The sequence below is a fragment of the Mycetohabitans sp. B3 genome (assembly GCF_021498065.1).
Taxonomy (GTDB): Bacteria; Pseudomonadota; Gammaproteobacteria; order Burkholderiales; family Burkholderiaceae; genus Mycetohabitans.
On sequence record NZ_JAHLKN010000022.1, the window covers coordinates 1 to 25,860 of the forward strand.

The following is a 25,860-nucleotide window of genomic DNA, read 5'->3' on the forward strand; positions in this document are numbered from 1 at the left end:
CTTTGTCGACACCTATTCGAAGGTGGCATTGGCCAAGCTCTATGATCGCAAGACACCGCTGCCGGCGGCTGACTTACTCAATGATCGTGTTGTCCCATTCTTCGACAGTTTCGGTATCCCGCTGCTGCGCGTGCTCACGGATCGTGGCACCGAATACTGTGGCAACCCCGAGCATCACGAATATGAGCTGTATTTGGCCGTAGAAGACATCGACCATACCCGCACCAAGGCCAAGTCGCCGCAGACCAACGGCATCGTCGAACGGTTGCACAAAACCATGCTCAACGAGTTCTATCGGGTGGTGTTCCGCAAGAAGATCTACGAATCGATCGACGCCTTACAAACCGATCTTGATGCATGGCTCGATCAGTACAACAATGAACGTGAGCATCAGGGGCGATGGTGTTATGGCAAGACGCCCATGCGCACCTTCCTCGATTCACTAGCACTTGCCAAGGAGAAACTCATTCCACATTGACCGCTTCTTTTCTATCGGCTCGACTATCTGTCAGATCAAGTTCCGGCTAATACACATTCTGCTAGCTGCCAGCCATTCTTGCGCTCCACCCCACCCAACAGAGCCTTCAAATAGGCCAGTGAGCGCTGTCGCGATTCCGAACGACTGAACTGACCTGCAATCCTTTCGTGCAACGCCACTAGCTCGCGCTCCCACCCTTTCACCAGGGTCTTCATCAATCGTGCGCCACATAGAATCCTTTCGTAATTTTAATCCATTATAGCTAAGACTGTAGTACTAAGTGGTCAGTGTAATGCCTAATCATCGAGCCTGAGGCGGGTGATCGTCGATACGACGGTGATGAAAAGGCAATTGCGTATCCCACCGATTCGCGCCTGCTCGAACGTTGCGGGGAGCATCTGGTGAAAGCCGCGGCCCGGCACAGGCTGAAGTTGCGGTAGGACTGCAACCGCGAAGCGTCGCGTCTGGTGAGTCAGATCAGCCGCTATACGCATGCGAAGCAATACAAGCGGATGAAGAAAGCGCTATGGGCCTTGCATTCTGCATTCGCGTGTGGGGCGTGTAATGCGTGACGTGGAGCGGCAACCTGGCGCTCGATGGCGCCGTCATCAAAACCGGTGTCGCCGATCCAAGTCTGCTCGTGCATACGGGGCCGGCCGTCGTATTCCTTGACTACAACGACATGGCCGCCTGTATCAATAGCGACGCGCTGTCCGTGGATGAGCACAGTGTGATCGTGCTTCAGCATGCGGGGCCGGTTGAGGCGCCGGGAATGCCCGGGTGGGGACAGTCGCCGTCAAGTTGATCCGGATCCGAAGATTCACTGACGCAGGCCGACCGAGCCGGGCACGCGGATCGCTTGAGCGCCCGGGATATTTTTTCCGGAGCACAAAATGGCTCAACTCATCCAAGAGTTCAAGCAGTTCGCGATTAAAGGCAACGTGATGGATCTGGCCGTTGGTGTGATCATCGGCGGCGCGTTCTCGACGATTGTCAATTCGGTGGTCAAGGACTTGATCATGCCAGTCATCGGTGCCGTTACGGGCGGACTGGATTTTTCAAACAAGTTCATCCGTATCGGACACGTTCCTGCCACGTTCAGGGGCAATCCCGACTCGTACAAAGATCTTCAGGCGGCAGGCGTCGCGGTATTTGGCTACGGGGCATTTATTACTGTGGTATTGAATTTTTTGATCCTGGCGGTGATCGTCTTCTTGCTCGTCAAGGCGGTGAACGAGTTGCGCAGGTTGGATGTGCATAAGGTCGAGCAAACGCCTGCCGCTCCTGCGCCGCCGCCCGAGGATATCCTACTGCTGCGTGAAATTCGTGATGCTCTGAAGCGCAGCGACGGCGGCGGCGTCGATCGCACGTAGGGCGCTCGACGCTCTTGGTCTGGTAACCCCCCCGAAAATCCAGCGGGAACAGAAGTAAAATTTTCTCATTGAGGGAGTTCTACGGTCGCGTTCCTCACAGAGGTGGTATCGGCATAACCAGCCGGAAAGGAAATTCACGTGATCTGCGACAACGTAAGCAGCCGTAAAATCAACGCCGTTTAAACGCTTTTGGCTGACTATACGAACGTCTCGATACATTACACCCCTACGTATTCCTCATGGCTGAATCAGGTCGAAAACTGGTTTGCTCGCATCCAGCGCGACGTTATCACGCGTGGGATACTCACTAGCACACGAGATCTTGATAAAAAGCACGATCGGATACATCGCCTAGAGCGGGCGTTGCTGCCATTGCTCGATCTCGGCCAGTACTTCGTCGATGACGCTCGAAATCAGATCAGGCGACACCTGAAGGCCATACAGTTCCAACAAAATGGCCTTGGATCTCGCGCACGCTCATGCCGTGCGCGTACATGCTGATGACGTGATCGTCAAAACCGGGTTGCCGGCGCTGATATTTACCCACCAGCTGTGGCTCGAACCCGGCCTGCCGATCACGGGGGATAGCCAACTTCAGTTTGCCGCTGGGCTTAATCACCGTCTTGGGGCGGGTCCCATTGCGATGATTGCCATCCTTGCCTTGCTCGACTTCGCCTTCCAGGTGGTGCGTCAGTTCCGCGGCGAGCATGCGCTCAGTCAGTTGCTTCTTCAGTTGCGCGGCTAAGCCCGATTCGCCCAAAATCGACTCGGCATCCTTGCTTTGCGACGGTAATCCAACTGTCGCTCATTTTCGCCAACCTATACTACCAACTGTGCAGCCAGCATGCTCAGCTTGTCAGGGACCGGGGTGCCCAGGTCGGTGGGCAGATCCATGCGGTCGCCAGTCCGCCAAAACCCGTTCTGCGACGCAAGCAAGGCTGTTTACTGCTTTGCAATCTTGATTGGTGACGGTGCAGAAGACCGAAAGAAGAGTGGTCAGCCGGTCTGCGCGCAGCTGCGACTCTTCTGCCTTTCAGCCCGATTTCAGGATCTTGCGGAACACTTCAATTTTCCATCGCGATGCATACCAGTCGAGTTTTTCGATAAACTGCTTGCGAGAAGTGACTGGCAAATTGATGACCAGCTTCCGTTTTATGCGCTTCTTGCTTGTGGGTGCCGCTCGCTCAAGGGCGTGAATCATTTCCCGTTCCAGGGCGGGATGCCGACGTTGCTTGCCCATTGGCGGTAGTACGGTTATGCTGGGCGATATCGAAATCCCAATATTGCCCGCTCAGCTTCGCTGTTCCGGTTATGAACGGTGGCTTGAGACACGCCCTTGAGCTGTACTTCATCCATCTCGTGGGCGATCGTGTGGCTTCTAGTTGCAAGTTTTATTTTATCGTTTCATTCGTTCAAGGCCTGTCGTTTTAAGCAAAGACAATGGACTTGCGTGCACCATGGCGGACGCTTTATAGTGTTTCAATCAGGCGTTAAGCGTTGCGATTACTTGGAACTTGGTAGCGGTTCGTGACAGCTAGACGCGGTGCTTGCAAGAAAGACATTAAACAGGTAACGTCGAGCTGATTGGTCAACGAACGGGTACGTAGCCATGTTGCTAAATAAAAGTGATGTCTGGAGAGAAAAATGAAAAAGGACCCCAGTACCGAACCCAATGATGTCGCGCCTGTGCAACGCACTGGCTTGCCTGGTCCTTTTTAACCGTCTTGTTTGACCGACTGTAATGCCAATTCGTGCACAGCCTCATGCGCGTTATGTTCAGTGTTTCGCTAAAGCTTGACATAAATTGATCGTGGCGTGCTCACTGGCCAGCCAAGTGACACGAACGGCGCACTGACCCGTGCCGATGAGTGGTCCTGATCGCCGCAGTGAATGGTTAAGGTTGAACGCGACGTGTCGTAAAAGCCGTAGTGGTTCCTGAAAAAACGAGAGATTCTGATTGCGTCGTTATATCGATTAGTACATCTATTAAATATCGGGCTGCTCGGTCGCCTGAATTGGAGCTTTGTTATGGATGCTAGTGTCACGCCCGTTACGTATGCGTTATCTACTGCCCAAACGGAGATCTGGCTCGCGCAGCAACTGCATCCAGAGAGCCCTGTCTACAACATTGCGCAGTACACGGTGATCGAAGGCGTGATTGAGCCGGCCGTCTTTGAAGCGACATTGCGTCAAGTCATCGATGAGGCCGATACTCTGCGCTTGCAATTTGTCGACAGCGATGACGGGCTGCGGCAGAGGATTGGTGCACCCGCATGGTCAATGCCGGTGCTGGACCTCACGTCAGAAGACGATCCTCAGGCAGCGGCCCAGGCGTGGATGCAGGCCGATTATCAGCAACCGGTCAATCTGATGCAGGGACCGCTTTTTTGCTATGCGTTGCTGAAAGTGGCGCCCGCGCAATGGATGTGGTATCAGCGCTATCACCATATCATGATGGATGGATATGGTCGGTATCTGATCGCCCAGCGCGTTGCGCACGTATATAGCGCGCTATGCGCGGGAACGGCGCCGGCAGCATGTGATTTTGGTTCGATTCGGCAGCTATTGGAGAGTGATGCGCAATATCAGGCATCTGCCCAACGGGCGCAAGACGAAGCGTATTGGCTCAAGCACTGCGCCAATTGGCCTGAGCCTGTGACGCTAGCAAGCCGCAGCGCTCCGGCTTTCCAGCAGCGGCTGCGTCAGACGACTTACCTGGCCATCCAGGCGCTGGGCGACACTGCGTCGGATGCCCGTCGGCTAGCACAATTTATGACGGTGGCGATGGCCGCGTATCTTTATCGATTCACGGGTGAGCAAGACGTCGTATTGGGTTTTCTGGTCAAGGCCCGCTTCGGTGCCGACCGGCATATTCCTGGTATGAAGTCCAATACACTGCCACTGCGGTTCACAATGCGACCAGGGATGAACCTGTCGTCGTTCATGCAGCAGGCCGCGCAAGCGATGCAAAGCGGGCTGCGGCACCAATGCTGCCCGAGCGAAGCGCTGCGGCGTCAACTTGAGCTGCCGCCCGGGCAGCGGCTGTTTGGTACCACGGTCAACGTGATGCCGTTTGGCCACGAGCTGTCGTTTGGCGGGCATTCATCGACAAACCATAATTTGCTCAATGGTCCGGCCGAGGACCTGATGCTTTGCGTCTATTGGACTCCGGGCAACCATCAACTACGGATTGACTTTGACGCCAATCCTGCCTGCTACACCGCGCAGGCGCTCGATGCACATCAGCGTCGGTTTATCCGGTTTGTGCAGGCGCTCGCTGCCGATGCTGCGCAGCCGATTGACAGTATCGATCTGCTCGACGCTGATGAGCGGCATCGGCTGTTGGTCGAGTGGAATGCGACAAAACAAGACTATCCATCGCACTGGTGCGTGCACCAGCTATTCGAAGCGCAGGTCGAGCGTACCCCTGAGGCGCCAGCGCTGGTGTTTGAAGCGCAGACACTGAGCTATGCGCAGCTGAACGCACAAGCCAATCGCCTCGCGCACCAGCTCATCGAGTTAGGCGTCAAACCGGACACGCGCGTGGCGATCTGTGTGCAGCGCAGTCCCGCGCTGGTCGTGGGGGTGCTGGCGATTTTGAAAGCCGGGGGCGCATATGTGCCATTCGATCCGAGTTATCCGGGTGAGCGCTTGGTGCACATCCTCACCGATGCGGCACCGAGCATTGTGCTGGCGGATGCGGACGGACGTGCTGCATTGGGCGACGCGGCGCTAGCCGAGCGCACGGTGCTTGATCCGGCGACCCTGCCGGCGTTGCCGGACACGAATCCGTCGGTAGCCGAGCTGACGGCCCGGCATCTGGCATATGTGATCTATACGTCTGGCTCCACCGGTATGCCGAAGGGTGTGATGATTGAACATGCTCAAGCAGTCAATTTTTTGCATTGGGCGCTGCAGACGTTTACGCTATCAGAGACGTGGCACACACTGTTTGCGACATCAATTAATTTCGATCTTTCGGTCTTCGAGTGTTTTGTGCCGCTCGCGCAAGGCTCAACTGTGCACCTGGCTGACGATGCACTGGCTTTGATGCATCATGCTCAGCCAGTCAGCGTAATTAATACCGTGCCTTCTGTGCTACAGTCCTTGCTGGTGCATCGAGCGAGCTTAGCTTCGGTGACCACAATCAATTTGGCGGGAGAGCCGCTGACCGCACGCTTAATCAAGCAGATTTTTGAACAGACGCCGGTTAAGCGACTGTGTAATCTTTATGGACCTTCGGAGTGCACTACCTATTCGACTTGGCACTCGATGTATCGTGGCGAGCCATGCATTGAAAGCATCGGTCGCCCGATTGCCAATACACGTATTTATCTGCTCAATACTCACTGCCAGCCGGTGCCGCTGGGCGCGGTCGGCGAGTTGTATATTGGCGGCGCGGGTGTAGCACGTGGTTACTTGAACCGGCCGGAGCTGACCGCTGAGCGCTTTGTGCGCGATCCGTTCGTGGGTGAGACGGATGCGCGGATGTATAAGACCGGGGATCTGGCGCGTTACTTGCCTGACGGCAATTTGGAGTTCCTGGGCCGCACCGATGATCAAGTCAAGATTCGCGGCTTTCGCATTGAACCCGGTGAAATTGAAGCATGCCTCACGCAACATCCGCAGGTGCGTGAGGCGGTCGTGCTTGCACAAGGCGACGGCAATGGCAAGCGTCTGGTCGCGTATGTGGTCGCTGAAGCCGATGGGCACTTGGCCAGTACATTGCACACGCATGTGTCGGCGAGCTTGCCCGAGTACATGGTGCCCAGCGCGTTCGTGCAACTTGACGCGTGGCCACTGACACCAAACGGCAAGCTCGATCGGCGTGCACTGCCTGCGCCAGATGCTGACGCGTTCGTGCATCAGGCGTACGAGGCGCCGCAGGGCGAGTTCGAGACGACGCTGGCTAAAATTTGGACCGAGTTGCTGGGTATCGAGCAAGTGAGCCGGCATGATAGCTTCTTTGCGCTCGGTGGCCATTCGCTGCTCGCGGTGCAATTGATCGAGCGTCTGCGGCGTCGGGGAGTCGGCTTGTCGGTGCGTGCGCTGTTTGACACACCGGTGCTTATGGCACTGGCCCAGACGCTGGGCCAGCATCGTGAAGTGGTCGTGCCGCCCAACGTTATCACGCCGACCACCACCGCGCTGACGCCCGAAATGCTACCGCTTATTGAGCTGACGCAGGCCGAGATCGATCGGGTTGTTAAACAAGTGCCCGGTAGCGTCGCAAATATCCAAGATATCTATGCACTGTCGCCACTGCAAGACGGCATCCTATTTCACCATCTGCTCGTCAGCGATGGTGATCCGTATTTGCTGATCACACAATTGGCTTTTGACACTCGAGCGCGGCTCGATCAGTATCTGGATGCGCTCCAGCAGGTCGTGAATCGCCACGACATTTTGCGCACTGCGTTGGTATGGGAAGGCCTATCCACACCCGCACAGGTTGTCTGGCGGCATGCGTCGCTGTCAGTGACCAAGCTCGCTCCAGCCTCCGTCGATGGACCGATTGCTGAGCAGTGGGCACGGCGCTTCGATCTTCGCCACGCTCGGCTGGACCTGACGCAGGCGCCTTTACTACGTTTGGCGGTTGCCCAAGACACCGATGGTCGCTGGATGCTGATTCAGCTGATGCACCATTTAATTGGTGATCACTCGACGCTGGAAATGATGCACTCAGAGGTGCAGACGTTCATCGCAGGTGAGGGCAGGAGTTTACCACCGGCGCAGCCATTTCGTAATTTGGTCGCACAGGCGCGCTTGGGCGTCAGTCAAGCCGAACATGAGCGTTTTTTTACCGATATGCTCGCGGACATCGACGAACCGACACTGCCGTTTGGCTTGGTGCATGTGCATCGTGACGGCACACAGGTAAGCGAAGCGCATCGGCTGCTGCCGCAGGTATTGAACGATCGAATGCGCGCTCATGCCAGACGCCTGGGCGTGTGCTTAGCGAGCCTGTGCCATCTGGCATGGGCGCAGGTGCTCGCACGCGCGAGCGGCCAGCAGCGTGTGGTGTTTGGCACGGTGCTGTTTGGGCGGATGCACGCTGGGAGCGGGGCCGATAGCGCAATGGGGCTCTTTATCAATACGTTGCCGCTGCGCGTGGACCTGGATGACAGTGTGCAGGCGAGCGTGTGCGCCACGCACGCGCGGCTGGCGGCGCTGCTCGAGCATGAGCATGCGTCGCTGGCGCTCGCGCAGCGCTGCAGTGGCGTGCCGGCGGGCACGCCACTGTTTAGTGCGTTGCTCAATTACCGACACAATGCGACAGATGCAGGCAGGCGCAGCCTGCTAACGGGTGTCGAACTGTTGGGTGTGCAGGAGCGCACCAATTACCCACTCGCGCTGTCGGTCGAAGATGATGAGCAGACGTTGGGGCTGACCGCCCAGACCGTGCAGCCGCTAGAGCCCGAGCGGGTATGCGCATATATGCAGCAGGCGCTGCAAAGTTTGGCCGACGCGCTCGAGGCGACGCCCGACACCCCGGTGCAGCAGTTGCAGATGCTGCCCGAGGCCGAGCGCCAATTGCTGTTTGACACGTGGAACGCGACGCAGCGCGAGTATCCATCACATCGGTGCGTGCACCAGCTATTCGAAGTGCAGGTCGAGCGCACACCCGGGGCGCCGGCGTTGGAGTTTGAAGCGCAGACACTGAGCTATGCGCAACTGAACGCGCAAGCCAATCGCCTCGCGCATCGGCTCATTGAATTGGGCGTCAAGCCGGACGCACGCGTGGCGATTTGTGCCGAGCGCTCGCCGGCGATGGTCGTGGGGCTATTGGCGATTTTGAAAGCGGGTGGGGCGTATGTACCGATCGACCCAGCCTATCCGAGTGAGCGCTTGGCGCACATCCTCGCCGATGTGGCATCCAACATTGTGCTGGCCGATGCGGCCGGGCGCACTGCGTTGGGCGAGGCGGCGCTGGCCGAATGCACGGTGCTTGATCTGGCCACCCTGCCGGCGTTGCCAGATACTAATCCATCGGTAGCGGGCCTGACGGCCCGGCATCTGGCGTATGTGATCTATACGTCTGGCTCGACCGGCACACCTAAAGGCGTGATGGTGCCGCATCATGCGGTTGCGCGGCTGGTCATCAACAATGGCTTTATTGCCATTGACACTGATGATCGTGTGGCGTTCGCAGCCAACCCGGCTTTCGACGCAAGCACGTTTGAAGTGTGGGCACCGTTGCTCAATGGAGGTTGCGTTGTCATATTCGATTCGAACACGGTGCTCAACCCATGCCTTTTGGAGGAGGCGCTTTCGCGATATCAGGTAACCACGCTTTTTCTAACGACCGCGCTATTTAATCAGTTGGTCCCGGTAATGGCTCCGGCTTTGGCACGATTAAAATATTTGCTTTGTGGCGGAGAAAAGGAGAACCTAGGATCTTTCGCGCAACTGCTGGAACAGGCCGGGCCAAGCCATTTAATTCACTGTTATGGGCCGACCGAGGGCACGACTTTTTCAACAACGTTTGAGGTAACTGAACTTAGCGATCAGTCTGAACGCCTACCGATTGGCCGGCCAATTGCAAACACGCGCGTTTATTTGCTTGACGCGCACAACCAGCCGGTTCCGCTCGGTGCGGTCGGCGAGTTGTATATTGGTGGGGCCGGTGTAGCGTGTGGCTACCTAAATCGACCGGAGCTGACCGCTGAGCGCTTTGTGCGCGATCCGTTTTCTCGAGAGCCCGGCGCGCGAATGTACCGCACGGGTGACCTGGCCCGTTACCGGCTCGACGGCAATCTGGAGTTCTTGGGCCGTAACGATGATCAAGTCAAGGTTCGCGGCTTTCGCATTGAACCTGGTGAGATTAAAGCGTGCCTGACGCAACACCCGCAGGTGCGCGATGCGGTGATGCTGGTCACGGGCGAAGGCCAAGATAAGCGGCTGGTTGCCTATGTGGTGGCTGAGCCCAATGAAGCGTTAGCGGGGATTTTGCGCGCGCATGTAGCGACGAGTTTGCCCGAGTACATGGTGCCCAGCGCGTTCGTGCGGCTTGACGTGTTACCGTTGACGCCCAACGGCAAGCTCGACCGGCGTGCCCTGCCCGCACCGGATGACGACGCGCTGGCACATCAAGCGTATGAAGCGCCGCAAGGCGAGCTTGAATGCATGCTCGCGGCGATTTGGGTCGAATTGCTTGATGTGGAGCGGGTAGGCCGGCATGATAGCTTTTTTGCGCTTGGTGGCCATTCACTGCTCGCGGTACGTTTGATGAATCGGGTGGCCGCACTCGGTATGCCATTGCCGCTCGCGGCGCTGTTTGCCGCGCCTACGCTGGCTGGGCTGGCTGCCGTGCTCAGTTCGCAATGCACGTCAGACAGTAGCGTATCGTCGGCGATTACGCCCGTATCGCGTGACAGAGCATTGCCGCTGTCGTTTGCGCAGCAACGGCTATGGTTCCTCGCGCAGCTCGACGGGGCGAGCGACGCTTATCATATACCGCTTGCGCTGCGTGTGCGGGGGGCGATAAATCAGGGCGCATGGCAGCAGGCGCTGAATGCGCTCTTGGCGCGTCACGAAGCGCTGCGCTCGGTGTTCATCAGCGTTGACGGTCAGCCGCAGGTGCAGCTGCTGCCCGCCGAGACGGGCGTGCCGATGACTTGGCATAATCTGCGCGGCTTGCCCGACGCGGATACCCAGCTAGCCCGGCTTAGCGCGAGGAAAACACAGGCGCCGTTCGATTTGGCATGTGGCCCGCTGATGCGCGCCTGCGGCATTCAATTAACCGATGACGAGCACGTAATGCTGCTCGTGCAGCACCATATTGTGTCGGATGGCTGGTCGATCGGCGTGATGGTGCGCGAACTGAGCGCGCTGTACCGTGCAGCTTGTGAGGGCCAGGCTGATCCGTTGCCACCGCTGTCGATCCAGTATCCGGACTATGCAGCCTGGCAACGGCAGTGGCTTTTGGGTGAGCGGCTGCAAGCGCAAAGCGATTACTGGCGTACGAAGCTCGCTGATGCGCCGGTACTGCTGGAGTTGCCCACTGATCGGCCTCGTCCGGCGCAGCAATCGTTTGCCGGCGCGCAGGTGCCGATTCGTATCGATGCCCAAACCACGGGGGCGCTGAAGCGCGTGAGCCAAGCGCACGGCGCAACGCTGTTCATGACGGTGCTCGCGGCGTGGAGCGCAGTGCTCGCGCGGCTGTCGGGGCAGGATGATCTGGTCATTGGCATACCGAGCGCCAATCGCAATCACTATCAAATCGAGCCGTTAATTGGCTTCTTCGTCAATACGCTCGCATTGCACGTGGATTTGTCCGGCGAGCCCAGTGTGACGCAGTTGCTCGAGCGGGTGCGGTGTACAACGCTGGACGCGCAAGCGTATCAGGATTTGCCATTCGAGCAAGTCGTCGAAATCGTGCAGCCGCCGCGCCGGCTCGAGCATACGCCGCTGTTTCAGGTGATGTTCGCGTGGCAGGACAGCGAGATCGCGGCTTGGGACTTGCCCGGCCTGACTGTGCAACCGATGGAGCTGGACTATGACGTCGCCAAGTTTGATCTGGAGTTAGGTCTGTACGAGGCGGGCGAGGAAATCGTCGGCAGTCTGGGCTATGCGACGGCGTTATTTGATCGCGTGACGATCGAGCGGCATGTCGGGTATCTGCAGGCGATGGTGCAGGCGATAGCCGCTAGCGGACAACAGCCTGTCGCCCACGTCGAGCTGCTCGCGCCGACTGAGCGAACTTTACTGCTTAACACGTGGAACGCGACGCAGCGGGACTATCCGGCGCATCAATGCATCCATCCATTGTTCGAAGCGCAGGCGGTGCGCACACCGGAGGCGATGGCCCTGGTCTACAAAGACCAAACGCTCAGCTACACAGAGCTCAATGCGCAAGCTAACCGCTTGGCACACCAGCTGATCGAACTTGGCGTGAAGCCCGATGCGCGGGTGGCGCTATGCGCTCAGCGCAGCCCGGAAACGGTCGTGGGTATGCTCGCCACGCTCAAGGCCGGCGGCGCGTATGTGCCGCTGGATCCCACCTATCCGGCAGAACGCCTGGCTTATATGGTGGCAGATAGTGCCCCTGCAGTATTGCTCAGCGTGGGGACACCGCCTGCCGCGGTAACGCAAAGCTTAGGCGCGGGGGTGCCGGTACTGGATCTACACGCTGATGCAGCGCAGTGGGCACATCAAAGCGAGCACAATTGTGATACGTACGAGTTATCACTGAATGCACAGCATTTGGCCTATGTCATTTATACCTCAGGTTCTACAGGCCAGCCTAAAGGGGTCATGGTGACACACCACAGCTTGGTCAACCTGGTGACAGCGATGGTGCGCAGCCTTGGCTTAACTGCGCAAGACAGGATGTTGCAATGTTCGTCTTTGTCCTTTGATGCGTCAATTGGGGAAATGTTCGTCACGCTCACTCAGGGTGCGACATTAGTGCTACGCACTGATGCTTGGTTAGCCGGGGCTCAGTCATTTTGGGCGCTTTGCCAGGCTAACCGTGTCAGTGTAACGGATTTACCTACCCAATTCTGGACACAACTGATCCAGGAAAAAATTCCTCTCCCCAACAGTGTACGTGTGGTCATGATTAGTGGGGACGCGTTGAGCGCATCAGCACGTGAGGCTTGGTTTGCCGGCGATGGACACCGGCCGCGTTTGCTGAACGTTTATGGCCCGACCGAGACGACGATCACCGCGACTGTGCATGAGGTCACCGACGACGAAAGTAGCTGGCGTACGATTGGGCGGCCCATTGACAACATCCGGCTCTATATTCTGGATGCGTATCAGCAGCCCGTCCCGTTGGGTGCGGTCGGCGAGCTGTATATTGGCGGTGCGGGCGTCGCGCGCGGTTACCTGAACCGACCGGAGTTGAGCGCCGAGCGCTTCGTGCGTGATCCGTTCTCGACTGAACCCGATGCGCGGATGTACAAGACAGGCGATTTGGCCCGCTACCAGCCCAACGGTAACTTGGAGTTTCTGGGCCGCAACGATGATCAGGTCAAGATTCGCGGCTTTCGCATTGAGCCCGGTGAGATTGAGGCGTGCTTGGCACAGCACCCACAGGTACATGATGCGGTGGTGCTCGCACAAGGCGAAGGTAACGACAAGCGCCTGATCGCGTATGTGGTCGCTGAGGCGGGTGAATCGCTGGCTAGCGTATTGCGCGCGCATGTGGCCTCAGCGCTGCCCGAGTACATGGTACCCAGCGCGTTCGTGCGGCTCGATGCGTTCCCCTTGACGACCAACGGTAAGCTCGATCGTCGTGCGCTGCCGGCACCGGATGCGCAAGCATTCGCGCATCAGGCATATGAGGCGCCGCAAGGTGAGCTCGAGACCACGCTGGCTCAAATCTGGGCCGAGTTATTGGGTGTCGAGCAAGTGGGCCGTCACGACAGTTTTTTTGCGCTTGGCGGCCATTCGCTGCTTGCGGTGCAGTTGATTGAGCACCTGCGGCGTCGGGGCTTAAGTATGTCGGTGCGGGCGCTATTTGAGGCACCGACACTCAGTGCGTTGGCGCAGACGTTGGGCCAGCGCCGTGACGTGGTGGTGCCGCCCAACGTGATCACGCCCGACACGACTGAGATTACGCCGTCGATGCTGCCACTCATCGAGCTGACACAGGCTGAGATTGACCACATTGTCAAGCAGGTGCCCGGTGGCATCACGAATCTCCAAGACATCTATGCATTGTCGCCGCTGCAGGACGGTATCCTATTCCACCATCTGCTGGCCACCGAAGGCGATCCTTATTTGCTAATAATGCAGTTCGCCTTTGATAGTCGTACGCGGCTCGATCAGTATCTGGATGCTGTCCAGCAGGTCATCCACCGGCATGACATTCTGCGCACCGCGTTTGTGTGGGAAGGTGTGTCTACACCTGCGCAGGTGGTCTGTCGTCATGCGCCATTGTTGGTGACCGAGCTCGTGCTGGAGACCACTGACGGGCCGATTAGCGAACAATTGGCCCGCCGCTTCGATCCGCGTCACACTCGGATGGATTTGGCGCAGGCGCCGCTGCTGCACTGTGCGGTTGCGCAGGACACTGATGGCCGCTGGCTGCTCGTCCAGCTGCTGCACCATCTGATTGGCGATCACTCGACTGCTGAAGTCATGCATGCGGAGGTAAAAGCGTTTATTGAAGGCAGGGGCGAGGCGCTGTCGGCGGCCCAACAATTCCGTAGTCTGGTCGCACAGGTGCGCTTGGGCTTCAGCCAAGCCGAACATGAGCGTTTTTTCACCGGCATGCTTGCTGACATCGATGAGCCGACGTTGCCGTTCGGTCTGGCACAGGTGCATCATGACGGCAGACAGGTAACTGAAGCGCGCCACAAGTTACCTTCAGCATTGAACGATCGGCTGCGCGCGCATGCGAAGCGCCTGGGCGTGAGCTTGGCGAGCCTGTGCCATTTGGCGTGGGCGCAGGTGCTCGCACGCACGAGTGGCCAACAACGTGTAGTGTTTGGCACCGTGCTGTTTGGGCGGACGCACGTTGGTAGCGATGCGGATAGCGCGATGGGGCTCTTTATCAATACGCTGCCGATGCGCGTGGATTTGGACGGTAGTGTTCAGGCGTGTGTGCGGGACACGCATAGGCGGTTGGCGGCGCTGCTGGAACACGAGCATGCGTCATTAGCGCTCGCGCAGCGCTGCAGTGGGGTGCCGGGGGGCACGCCGCTGTTTAGTGCGCTGCTCAATTACCGGCACAATGCGATGGACTCAAACGAGCGCAACACCCTCCCGGGTGTGGAGCTGCTGTACGCCGAAGAGCGTGACAATTATCCGATCGGGCTATCGGTCGAAGATTTTGGGCAAGCGCTAGGGTTGACGGCGCAAATCGTTAAGCCACTAGACCCTAACCGAGTGTGCGCATATATGCAGCAGGCGCTGCAGAGCCTGGCTGAGGCGCTCGAAGCAGCGTCCGAGCAGCCGGTTAGAGAATTGGAAGTATTGCCCAGCGAGGAGCGTAACTTACTGATTCAGACGTGGAATGCGACACAGTGCGGTTACCTGCCGCACTTGTGCGTGCACCAGCTATTTGAAGCACAGGTTGAGTGTACTCCTCAGGCGACGGCGCTGATATTTGAAGAGCAGACACTGAGTTATGCAGAATTAAATACGAGAGCAAACCGCTTGGCGCATCGGCTCATTAAGCTGGGCGTCAAGCCGGACACACGGGTGGCAATCTGTGTCGAGCGCTCGCCGGCGATGGTCGTAGGGCTATTGGCGGTTCTGAAAGCCGGCGGCGCGTACGTGCCGCTCGATCCCAGCTATCCGAGCGAGCGCTTGACTTATATGGTGACAGATAGCACGCCCACAGTATTGCTCAGCAGTGGCACACCGTCTGCCGCAGTGACGCAGGGCTTGGGAAATGGGGTACCGATACTCGATTTACAGACTGACATAGCGCAATGGGCGCATCAAAGCGCGGAGAATCCAAACGCATACGAATTGTCGTTGGATGCACAAGACCTGGCGTATGTAATCTACACATCAGGTTCCACAGGACGTCCCAAAGGGGTGATGGTGCAACACCAAGGTGTCGTGAACCTAGTGACAGCAATAGCACGTGAGCTTGACATGACTGCGCAAGACAAGATGTTGCAATTTGCGCCGCTGTCGTTTGATACGTCGATTGAGGAAATCTTTACGCCTTTGACACGAGGGGCGGCACTCGTGCTGCGCACGGATGCTTGGTTGGCTGGAGCCGAACCATTTTGGTCGCTTTGTGCCGCTCACCATGTCAGCGTGGTGGACTTGCCGGTGCAGTTCTGGACACAGTTGGTTCAAGAAGCGGCTCCTGTGGCAAACAGCGTACGCGCAATTCTCATTGGGGGAGATGCGTTGAGCGCGTCAGCACGCGATGCCTGGTTTTCTGGCGAAGGCCATCGCCCCCGTTTGTTGAACGCTTATGGTCCGACCGAAACGACGGTCACCGCCACCATACATGAGGTCGCGGATAACAAAAGTAGCTGGTGCACGATTGGCCGGCCCATTGACAATACCCGGCTATATATCCTGGATTCGCACCAGCAATCGGTGCCGCTGGGTGCAGTCGGCGAGTTGTATATCGGTGGCGCGGGGGTGGCACGCGGCTATTTGAACCGGCCCAAATTGACCGCTGAGCGCTTCGTGCGCGATCCGTTTGCAAACGAGCCGAATGCGCGGATGTACAAGACGGGAGACTTGGCACGCTACCTGCCTGATGGCAATTTGGAATTCTTGGGTCGCAATGACTATCAAGTCAAGATCCGGGGCTTTCGCATTGAGTTAGGCGAGATTGAGGCGTGCTTGGCCAAGCACGCGCAGGTGCATGAGGCGGTGGTGCTGGCCATGGGCGAGAGCAGTGCCAAGCGCTTAGTGGCGTACGTTGTGGCGAAGGCGGATGAGCAACTGGCCAATACGTTGCGCACGCATGTGGCGTCAGCGTTGCCCGAGTATATGGTGCCCAGTGCGTTTGTGCGGCTGGACGCGTTTCCGTTGACTCCGAACGGCAAGCTCGATCGACGTGCACTGCCCGAACCGGATGATGTGGCGCTGGCGCATCAAGTGTATGAAGCGCCACAAGGTGAGCTTGAGACGACGCTCGCGGCGGTCTGGGCCGAGCTATTGGATGTCGAACGTGTGGGTCGGCACGACAGCTTCTTTGCGCTCGGCGGCCACTCGCTGCTCGCGGTGCGCTTGATTGAGCGTCTGCGACGTCGGGGCTTGAGCATGTCGGTAAGGGCGCTATTTGAGGCACCGACGCTCAGTGCGTTGGCGCAGACGTTGGGCCAGCATTGTGACGTGGCGGTGCCTGCGAACGCGATCACGCCCGACACCACTATGATTACGCCATCGATGTTGCCGCTCATTGAGCTGACGCAAGCGGACATCGATCGGATCGTCGAGCAGGTGCCCGGTAGCGTAGCCAATATCCAGGACATTTATGCCCTGTCGCCATTGCAGGACGGCATCCTGTTTCATCATCTGCTGGCCACCGAAGGCGATCCCTATTTGCTGATCACACAGTCCGCTTTTGATAGTCGTGAGCGGCTTGACCAGTATCTGCACGCGCTGCAGCAGGTGATCGATCGGCACGATATTTTGCGCACCGCGTTCGTGTGGGAAGGCGTGTCGATGCCCGCGCAAGTGGTGTGGCGCCACGCGCGGCTGCCGGTGACCGAACTGACGTTCGATCCGGTCGATGGACCGATCGCCGAGCAGTTGGCGCAGCGTTTCGATTCTTGTCACACGTGGCTGGATCTGACGCAGGCGCCGCTGCTGCACTGTGCGATCGCACAGGACAGCGATGGCCGCTGGCTGATGGTCCAGCTGTTGCACCACCTGATTGGCGATCACTCGACTGATGAGGTGATGCATACCGAGGTGCGAGCATTCATGGCAGGCCAGGGCACGATGCTGCCTGCCGCACAACCATTCCGCAACCTGGTTGCACACGCAAGACTGAGCATCAATCAAGCATCGCACACCCGTTTCTTTACTGACATGCTCGCGGACGTGTCGGAGCCAACATTGCCGTTTGGACTCACCGACGTGTATGGCGACAACGCTCGGGGCACTGAAGCACATCGAAGGCTGCCGCAAGCGTTGAACGATCGGCTGCGTGCACACGCTAAGCGATTAAGCGTGAGCTTAGCCAGCCTGTGTCACCTGGCATGGGCGCAGGTGCTTGCGCGCGCAAGCGGTCAACAACGGGTCGTGTTCGGTACGGTGCTGCTAGGGAGGATGCAAGCGGACGGCGCAGATTGGGCGCTGGGGTTATTCTTAAATGTCCTACCGCTGCGCGTGGACCTGGATGGTAGCGTGGAGTCGAGTATATACGCCACGCACACTCAACTGGCGGCATTGCTCGAACATGAACATACGCCACTGGTACGCGCGCTGCGCTGTAGTGGCGTGCCCGCCAGCTTGCCACTCTTTAGTGCGTTGTTGAATTACCGGCATAATATTCTTTCGACAGACGACAGCAAAACATTGGCTGGCGTTCAATTTTTTGGGGCACGAGAGCGAAGTAACTATCCCCTGGTATTGTCGGTGGAAGATTACGGTACCGCGCTCGGGCTGACCGTGCAGATCGTACAACCGGGCAATCCTGATCGAGTGTGTGGTTACATGCAGCAGGTGCTTGAGAGCTTGGCTGAGGCACTGGATTGCATGCCCGATCAGCCCGTCCAGCAGCTAAAGTGGCTGCCTGACATCGAGCGCGAACAATTGCTTTGGACATGGAACGCGACACAGCAAGCATATCCAGCCCACCTGTGCATTCACCAATTGTTTGAAGTACAGGTAGAGCGTACGCCAAATGCAACGGCGCTGGTCTATGAAGACCAGATGCTAAGCTACGCGCAGCTCAATGCACAGGCTAACCGACTCGCGCATCAGCTGATCGAGTTGGGCGTGAAGCCTGATGAGCGGGTAGCGATCTGTGTGGCACCAAGTCTCGCAATGGTGGTGGGACTGCTGGCGACCTTGAAAGCAGGCGGTGCATATGTGCCGCTGGACCCTGCGTATCCGGGCGCGCGGCTTGTGCATCTCCTGCACGATGCGGCGCCAGAAATCGTGTTGGCCGATGCGGTGGGCCGCGCCGCGCTGGGTGAGGCGGCGCTTGTGTCCCGCACGGTGCTTGACCCGAACACATTGCCGGAACAGGCGGACACGAATCCATCAGTGCCGGAGCTCACCGCCCGTCATCTCGCGTATGTGATTTATACATCCGGTTCGACTGGCACGCCCAAGGGTGTAATGGTTGAACATCGCGGCGTGATGAATCTCGTGCACGCGCAGATTGCCCGATTTGAGGTGCACGCGGCCAGCCGCGTATTGCAGTCTGCGTCATTCAGTTTCGATGCGAGCATCTCCGAGATTCTGATGGCGTTCGGCAGCGGTGCGACATTGTATCTGCCGCCCAATACAGCCCGTTGGGATCAACACGAACTTTGGACTTATTTAAAAAGCCACGCGATCACGCACGTGACGTTGCCCTCCGCGCTGCTTCAGCATAGCCAGGCGCTGCCTATCTTAAGTACACCCTTAACGCTGATTCTCGCGGGCGAAGCACCTAGTGTGGCATTGGTGCAACATTTAAGCCAATACTACACCATCTTCAATGCGTATGGCCCGACGGAAGCAACGGTTTGCGCTACTGTATGGCGAGGCGGGCGGGATATGAACGGCAATGTTGTCCCGATCGGTCAACCGATTACGAACACACGGATTTATTTGCTGGATGCCCATAGCCAGCTTGTACCGTTAGGCGCGGTTGGTGAGTTGTATATTGGCGGAGCGGGGGTCGCACGGGGCTACCTGAACCGCCCCGAGTTGACCGCCGAGCGCTTTGTGCCGGATCCGTTCTCCGATGACGCGGGTGCACGGCTGTATAAGACCGGGGATGTGGCGCGTTACCGCCCGGACGGCAATCTGGAGTATTTGGGGCGCAACGATGAGCAAGTGAAGATCCGTGGCTTTCGGATTGAACCCGGTGAGATCGAAGCGTGCTTAACGGCGCACCCGCGGGTGCGTGATGCGGTGGTGCTGGCAACCGGTGAGGGCTCGGCTAAGCGGCTGGTGGCGTATGTGCAGGCCGAAGCGGACGAGCAACTCGCAAGCACGCTGCGTGCGCACGTGGCCGCAATATTGCCCGAGTATATGGTGCCCAGCGCATTTGTGCGGCTCGACGCGTTTCCGCTGACGCCCAACGGCAAGCTCGATCGGCGCGCGCTGCCCGCACCGGATGACGAGGCGCTGGCGCACCAAGCGTATGAAGTGCCGCAGGGCGAGCTCGAGACGACACTCGCGTCGATCTGGTCCGAGCTGTTGGGTGTGGAGCAGGTGGGCCGACACGACAGCTTCTTCGCACTGGGCGGCCATTCGCTACTGGCGGTGCAGATGATCAGTCGTAGCCGAACAGCATTAGGCGTGTCCATTCCGATGCATCTGTTGTTTGATGCACCGAGCCTTGCTGCGCTGGCACAGCGCGTTTCCGCTCAAGGCAGCGTGCCAGATGATTCTTTTGCAGTACTGCTGCCGATTCAATCGCATGGCTCCCGTCCCCCGCTTTTCTGCGTTCACCCTGTCACCGGGCTGAGTTGGCATTATCGAGGACTGACAAGCCATTTGGAGGCGAATCAACCCGTCTATGGTTTGCAGGCCCGCGGACTGGATAGCGTCTCGCCACTGGCTCTCACGATCGAAGCAATGGCGGCAGACTATATCCAACAGATTCGCCTTGTTCAGCCCGAAGGACCTTACTATTTGTTAGGCTGGTCGTTGGGTGGAAACGTCATCCATAGCATGGCGACGCAACTCGAGCAGCAGGGCGAGCGAGTCGCGCTGCTGGCAGTGCTTGATGCTACGCCCAATCACACACAACAGGATGACAAGCCAGGGATAATCAAAGAAAAGTTTTATATTAATATGTTTGCGCGTCACGAAGCGGAAAGCTTATCGGAGATTGGTCAATCTCTTTGGAAAAAAACCCGTGCGATTATACGCAATAATGAGCGTATTATTCAAGGTTTTTCCCCGTGTATTTATGGTGGTGATATGTTGTTTTTTCGAGCGACGGTGCCACGAGATACGTCTATTGAGATCGTCTCCCCAGACGTCTGGCAGCCTTACGTGTTAGGCAATATTGAGGTTAATGACATTGTCTGCAAGCATGAGGATATGGATCTGCCAGAACCGACTGCGCATATTGGGCGCATTCTGCGTCAGAAGCTAAATGAGCTGCAGGAATGTCGGTTAAACGATGATGAAGGGGAAACATTTTTATCATAAAAGATCAGAATTTTCAATAAGCGATTGTTTTAAAAATTTTTGGCTGAACAATATCAATATGAAGATTCTCGGTATCAACTCTGCTTATTACAAGCTCTCCACATCGATTGTCATCGATGGAGAAAATGTGGCGGCGGTGGGTTAACAACGATTCACGCGGATTAAACATGCGAAAGAAGCCAGCGTATAATAGCTAGCCCGTCCTGAACAATTTGCTTTGCTCTGCGGCGAGTTCATGCTGCTGACACTATGTGAGCCTTGTGATTGAGCAAAGCAACCCAGATCAGAGCGTAAAAAAGCCGCAGCCTCCTGAGAATCATGCGCAGGTTGTGGCCGGCGCCGCACAGCACCGCATGGATGGCATTGCCTAGCACCCCTTTGAGCCAGCTGCGATCGAGTTTGCCGTCTGCTTTCATATGGCCAATGATCGACTCGATTGCACTGCGCGGCCGGATCATGGCTTGCAAGCCGCGTGTGATACCACGACGCAAACCCGGGTGATAGATTTTCACGCCATCGATGGCTACACTCTTGTAGCCACGGTTCACGACAGCGATCTGCGGTTGAATCGCTCAACATACGCATTGTACTGAGGCTTACCCGGCTGGATGTAGTCGAGCCTAATGTCGTATTGCCGGGCCCATTCGGTGATCGTCGCGCTCAGGTACTCGGGCCCGTTGTCACACCGAATCGCCTTGGGCCGGCCACGCCAGGTGATGATCTGCCGCAGCGCACGGATCACCCGCTGCGAGGGCAGCGAGAAGTCGATCTCGATGCCGAGCGCTTCGCGGTTGAAGTCGTCGATCACGTTAAACAGCCGGATGCCGCGTCCGTCGGCCAGTGGGTCGTGCATGAAGTCCATCGACCAAACCCTTCACGTTGCGCAGGTACAGGAAGCACAGCCCGAAGCCCCAGTTCCGGTGGTTGTCGGTCAGACGCAGCAGCCAGTTCGCAATCTCCTCGTTCTCGGCATTGCGCAGGCCAGCGTACCGATAGCAGGTCTGGCTGATCCGGTAATCCTCCCGTTTTTAACGGAGTCCGAAAGTAGAAGCTATGCGGCCATGGCCGGCCGCTGTTTTGGCGTCAATCCGCCCAAGGCCATGTTCGGGCGGTCGTGATTGTCAGTCCACATCCAGTCTGTCGCGAACTGCTGCACGTGGTCGAGGTTTTCCCAGTGATACAGCGATAGCCATTCGTAGCGCACGGTCCGGTTGAACCGCTCGACGTACTCATTCTGTTGCGGCTTGCCCGGCTGGATGTATTCGAGCTTGATCCCGGTTCTCGCCGCCCACGCCGTGATCGCCGCGCTCAGGTACTCCGGGCCGTTATCGCAACGAATCGCCATGGGCTTGCCGCGCCAGCCGATGATCTGGTTCAGCGAACGTATCACACGCTCGGACGGCAGCGAGAAGTCGATCTCGATGCCCAGTGCCTCGCGGTTGAAGTCGTCGATTACATTGAATAGCCGGATGCTGCGCCCGTCTGCCAGCTGGTCATGCATGAAATCCATCGACCAGACCTGGTTCAACGCCGTCGGCACCGCTAGCGGCACGGGCGCCTGACGTACCAGCCGTCGCCTCGGCTTGATCCGCAAGTTCAACTCCAGCTCGCGATAGATCCGGTACACCCGCTTGTGATTCCAGCCATAGCCCTTCACGTTGCGCAGATACAGAAAGCACAAACCGAATCCCCATGTTCGATGGTTGTCGGTCAGACGCAGCAGCCACTGGGCCACCTCGCCGTTCTCCTCGTCGCGCTTGCCGACATAGCGATAGCACGTTTCGCTCAGGCCAAATGCCTTGCAGGCCTGGCGAACCGACATGGCTCGCTCCTGTACCGCCCACTGCGCCATCTCGCGGCGGCGAGATGGCTTCACCACTTTTTTGCGAGTGCCTCCGCAACCACCTCGGCCTTGAGTTTCTCCTCGACGACCATCTTGCGCAGCCGGGCATTCTCCGCTTCCAGTTCCTTCATCCGTGCCATCAGCGATGCATCCATACCGCCAAACTTCGAGCGCCACTTGTAAAACGTCGCCGTGCTGATACCTGATCTCGTACCGACTGTCAACGCTTATTCACGGCCAGAAACGATGCTCTACGCTGATTGTGGCATGGGCTGGTTCCGACGTGATTGTCGGACTTCGAGCGGCACAGTGAATTGAGCGACCACGATACGCTTGCCTTCCTGAACGGTAATCGCGTTACCTTGCTGGTCCCGCAGCACATACGGCTGGCCAGTCTTCAGCACACGATAGATACGATTGATTAGACGCGTGGCGACAGCACATATGGCCTGCTTGTGGTGGTGGCCTTTGTTCACCATGAGCCTCCAGTAGACGGCGGCAAGGTCCGGGTCAATCTTGCGAGCGACGTCTGCGGCGATATACAGTGCCCGCTTGATGCGATCGCTACCGCTCTTTGTTAGCCGTTGCCCTGGTTTGTCTATGCCGTCAGATGAATTTTTGGTCGGGAACATGCCGCAGAATCCACGAATATGGTCTTCGTTACGGAAACGCTTTGCGTGGCCGAGTATCCCGATAAGCAACGGGGCCAAAGTTGATCCGACGCCGGGAATTGACCGAAGCGCATCGGATGGATGCACCCGCTGATAGATCCGTTCCACCTCGCGCTCTATCGCGCCGATGTGACGATCCCATAGTCGCAAATGTTCGACCTCCTGCGCCACCTCGAACTGCAGTGCGACGAAATCCACGCTATCTCCATGTAGCTCGATGGTCTCGGTAGCAGCTGATTTTAGCTTCTCGACCATCGAGTCAATAAAAGGACCACTCTTGGGATGATTGCCAGAGGCGTTGCGGGAAAGAAATCGGGCGAGCACATCGCGCCTCATGGCAGCAACCTCGCGCGGATTGAATAGCTCGCCGAGAATTGCCAGCGTGAGCTGCGTCACGGTATTGGGCAACACCGGCTCAAGGGCTGGGCAGGCCCAGCGGATGAGATCAAGAACACGACGCCGCGCAGAACATACCAGTTCCTGATAGCGGTGACGTTGCTTGGTCAGTCGTTGCAGTGCATGTTGTTCGGGCACGGGTACATGGACGGGATCGAGGCCCCGACCGCCAAAGCCGGGTATCGCACCCAGTACATGCGCATCGGCCGTATCGGTCTTGGCGTGCTCGCTGAGGTACTTGCGCAATGCCTTGACACGCTGCCCCTTGACTCGAATAACCCTGATGCCCGCACGCTGGAGCCAGTTCGCAACCGGGAACCATGCCATGCCTGTTGGCTCCATCACCGCCGTAATTGGCGTTTCAGCAGTGATCCCGTTCTTGATGGTGCATATAAAGCGCTTGAGCTCAGTTGACGTCAAACGAAAGCGGATAGGCTTGTCAACCGCACGGCCATCATCAAAGACCTGCGCGAGCTGAACTGCTCTGATCGCAAGGTCAATGCCGATGGTTCGGTGGCGTACCGACGCATTACTGGTTGAGGCCATGGGTTGTTGTCCTCCTTATCGACGGATTCGAGGGCTCGATGCTGGGCAGCATTGCCAGGTGTTTCATTCGTGGCCGCTTGAAACTTGCACATTCATGCGCCACCATCTCGTTACGCTTGCCTGCGCCAACCCGAACCCTGCAACCATGGGCTTCACATCGTCGGGACGAACATTGCAGGCTCTCCCACGTTCTTGAGGTCGCTGGGCTCGGTGCCCGCAGGCAAGAGTACCAGCGGCAGTGAAGGCGGGAGTTGAACGGCGAGTCGGAGCCGCAGAAGCTCCTCATGATCTTCCTCATCGGGTTCGCTCTGCGCCCGGATTCAGCCAAAAAGACTCTGAATCTGATGGTGCGGAGTCGACCCGCGATCACTTCATCGAGGCACTTTGCAGCTTCGTCATTGACTTGTCCCTCCGCGTCAACCCCGCACCTCTATAGATACCTGGATCTTCCCGGTTGCGCCAAGTGTGAGGCACACGCGCCTTTCGCTGATGCGTTGGTCTTACCTCGCCTTCCTGCCACGCTGTGCCAAGACTCGCCAGGAAATCCGCGAGGGGAACGCGAGTAGGTGTGGTTGCCTGCGTCGGCGCCAAGCCGGATTCACTACATTGTGCGACGCGCTGTTGCGCTTCGCGCATGCGGCTCAACAGCTCCAGTGGGTCGAGCGCTCGGAACTGCGCACGTAGCCTGCGCTTGGTTGCCTGCGGCACCGACGCCGAGCGCAGCACGCGCTCAAGCGGCGTCAACGGCGCTTCATACCGCTTCGTGACTCTCGCGCCATGACGTGTCTTCGATTTCAGCTTAAATGAAGGCTGGAAGAAGTTAATGTACAAACGTGACACCTCGTAAAGGCAGGCAAGGGTTTGCGTGGCTTCAAGTCCGCGTAACCGGCCATACCCGACGAGGCGGCGCACGACTGACCCATTCTTTTGTTCGACCCACGCCTGGTCATTCTTCTTATACGCACGAGAGCGTGTCAGCTCGATGCCCGTTGCCTTACAGAAGTCGAATACGGCTTCATTCATGAAGGCGGTATCGTTATCGCAATCCAGACCACGCAGCACAAACGGCAATGCTCGGCTGATCCGTTCGATGTGCTCGAGAACGAACGCACCGCTTCGATAGGGCATGGCCAGGCATTCGGTCCAGCCGGTCGCGATATCGGTCATCACGAAACTATGCACGAACTCGCCGTCGATCTTGGTGCCACCGCAATGCTCGACGAAATCAACCTCGAGATAGCCGGATGGCGGATTATTCCAGTGAGCGAAGGTGCGGATCGGCACGGCACGGCCAATGGCGTTACCCACTCCACCAGCGCGTCGGCGTTGACCCGCGAAAAACAGCCGATCAATGGTAGCGGCGCTGATCTGGCGCAGCCGTTGGCGAACCTGCTTCGATAGCGTCAGGTGAGCATGCCGCGTCATCGAGTCGATCAGCGTTGGAATGAGCGCTTTCAGCCGTTTGCCGCAGATCCGATCGGCCGCTTCCTATAGCGTGATCAGCGCGGCCCGCACCTGATCGTCGTAGCGTCGCTGGGGGCCGGGCTTCGTCCTCGGCGGCACAGGCTCGCGGCACAGCACACGGATGGCGTGCTTGCGGTGATAGCCCGTTACCTGGACAAACTCGTCCAATATCGCGCGCTTCTCGCTCCGCTCAGAACGGCGGTACCGCTCGCCGACCGCCTCTATCCATTCCCATCGTGTTCTCATGCTGAGCCGCCTCGTCATCAGTCGTTCCCGCCAGCATTCTGACAGGTAACACATTACATGAGGCAACAGGCTCCGCTCGGTAGCCAA

7 protein-coding genes and 7 pseudogenes are annotated in these 25,860 nt (G+C 57.9%); 6 read left to right on the forward strand and 8 right to left on the reverse strand.

Annotated elements, in window-relative coordinates; translation table 11 throughout:
• From KQH55_RS06160 to KQH55_RS06185, 5 genes and pseudogenes are all read left to right on the forward strand, one after another.
• The coding region (locus tag KQH55_RS06160; RefSeq protein ID WP_235090398.1) for an integrase core domain-containing protein at positions 1-478 on the forward strand (478 nt) is incomplete at its 5' end.
• Between the two features lie 300 nt (positions 479-778).
• Positions 779-1,063 (forward strand): annotated as a pseudogene (locus KQH55_RS06170) (IS5/IS1182 family transposase); the annotation flags it as partial.
• Positions 1,059-1,274 (forward strand): annotated as a pseudogene (locus KQH55_RS06175) (dihydroxy-acid dehydratase); the annotation flags it as partial. The pseudogenes KQH55_RS06170 and KQH55_RS06175, both read left to right, overlap by 5 nt.
• Before the next feature lie 97 nt (positions 1,275-1,371).
• The gene (gene mscL, locus KQH55_RS06180; protein WP_235090399.1) at positions 1,372-1,851 is read left to right on the forward strand and encodes a large conductance mechanosensitive channel protein MscL; all 480 of its coding nucleotides are present in this window, start codon (positions 1,372-1,374) and stop codon (positions 1,849-1,851) included.
• 84 nt (positions 1,852-1,935) lie between these two features.
• Positions 1,936-2,226, forward strand: a pseudogene (locus tag KQH55_RS06185) (transposase); the annotation flags it as partial.
• Here KQH55_RS06185 and KQH55_RS06190 read toward each other — a convergent pair.
• Both KQH55_RS06190 and KQH55_RS06195 read right to left on the reverse strand, forming a co-directional pair.
• Positions 2,206-2,635, reverse strand: a pseudogene (locus KQH55_RS06190) (transposase); the annotation flags it as partial. The pseudogenes KQH55_RS06185 and KQH55_RS06190 overlap by 21 nt on opposite strands.
• A gap of 249 nt (positions 2,636-2,884) precedes the next feature.
• Positions 2,885-3,091 carry a hypothetical protein gene (locus KQH55_RS06195; protein WP_235090400.1) on the reverse strand — a complete coding sequence of 69 codons (207 nt, stop codon included), beginning with the start codon at positions 3,089-3,091 and terminating at the stop codon, positions 2,885-2,887.
• A gap of 788 nt (positions 3,092-3,879) precedes the next feature.
• On the opposite strand from KQH55_RS06195, the gene KQH55_RS06200 reads away from it, so the two are divergent.
• Positions 3,880-20,607, forward strand: a complete 16,728-nt coding sequence (locus KQH55_RS06200; protein WP_235090401.1) for a non-ribosomal peptide synthetase — start codon at positions 3,880-3,882, stop codon at positions 20,605-20,607.
• Positions 20,608-20,840: 233 nt separating this feature from the next.
• Here the strand turns inward: KQH55_RS06200 and KQH55_RS06205 are convergent.
• From KQH55_RS06205 to KQH55_RS06230, 6 genes and pseudogenes are all read right to left on the reverse strand, one after another.
• Positions 20,841-21,176: pseudogene (locus KQH55_RS06205) on the reverse strand (IS5/IS1182 family transposase); the annotation flags it as partial.
• A pseudogene (locus KQH55_RS06210) lies at positions 21,167-21,623 on the reverse strand (DDE-type integrase/transposase/recombinase); the annotation flags it as partial. The pseudogenes KQH55_RS06210 and KQH55_RS06205, both read right to left, overlap by 10 nt.
• Before the next feature lie 35 nt (positions 21,624-21,658).
• Positions 21,659-22,653: pseudogene (locus tag KQH55_RS06215) on the reverse strand (IS3 family transposase); the annotation flags it as partial.
• A gap of 48 nt (positions 22,654-22,701) precedes the next feature.
• Positions 22,702-24,063 (reverse strand): IS110 family transposase, encoded by a 1,362-nt coding sequence (locus KQH55_RS06220; RefSeq protein ID WP_235090402.1) that lies wholly within the window; start codon positions 24,061-24,063, stop codon positions 22,702-22,704.
• A 366-nt stretch (positions 24,064-24,429) separates the two neighbouring features.
• Entirely contained in the window at positions 24,430-25,488 is a 1,059-nt protein-coding gene (locus tag KQH55_RS06225; RefSeq protein WP_235090403.1) for a transposase family protein, read from the reverse strand.
• Positions 25,489-25,551: 63 nt separating this feature from the next.
• Positions 25,552-25,773 carry a hypothetical protein gene (locus KQH55_RS06230; RefSeq protein WP_235090404.1) on the reverse strand — a complete coding sequence of 74 codons (222 nt, stop codon included), beginning with the start codon at positions 25,771-25,773 and terminating at the stop codon, positions 25,552-25,554.
• Positions 25,774-25,860 lie beyond the last annotated feature (87 nt).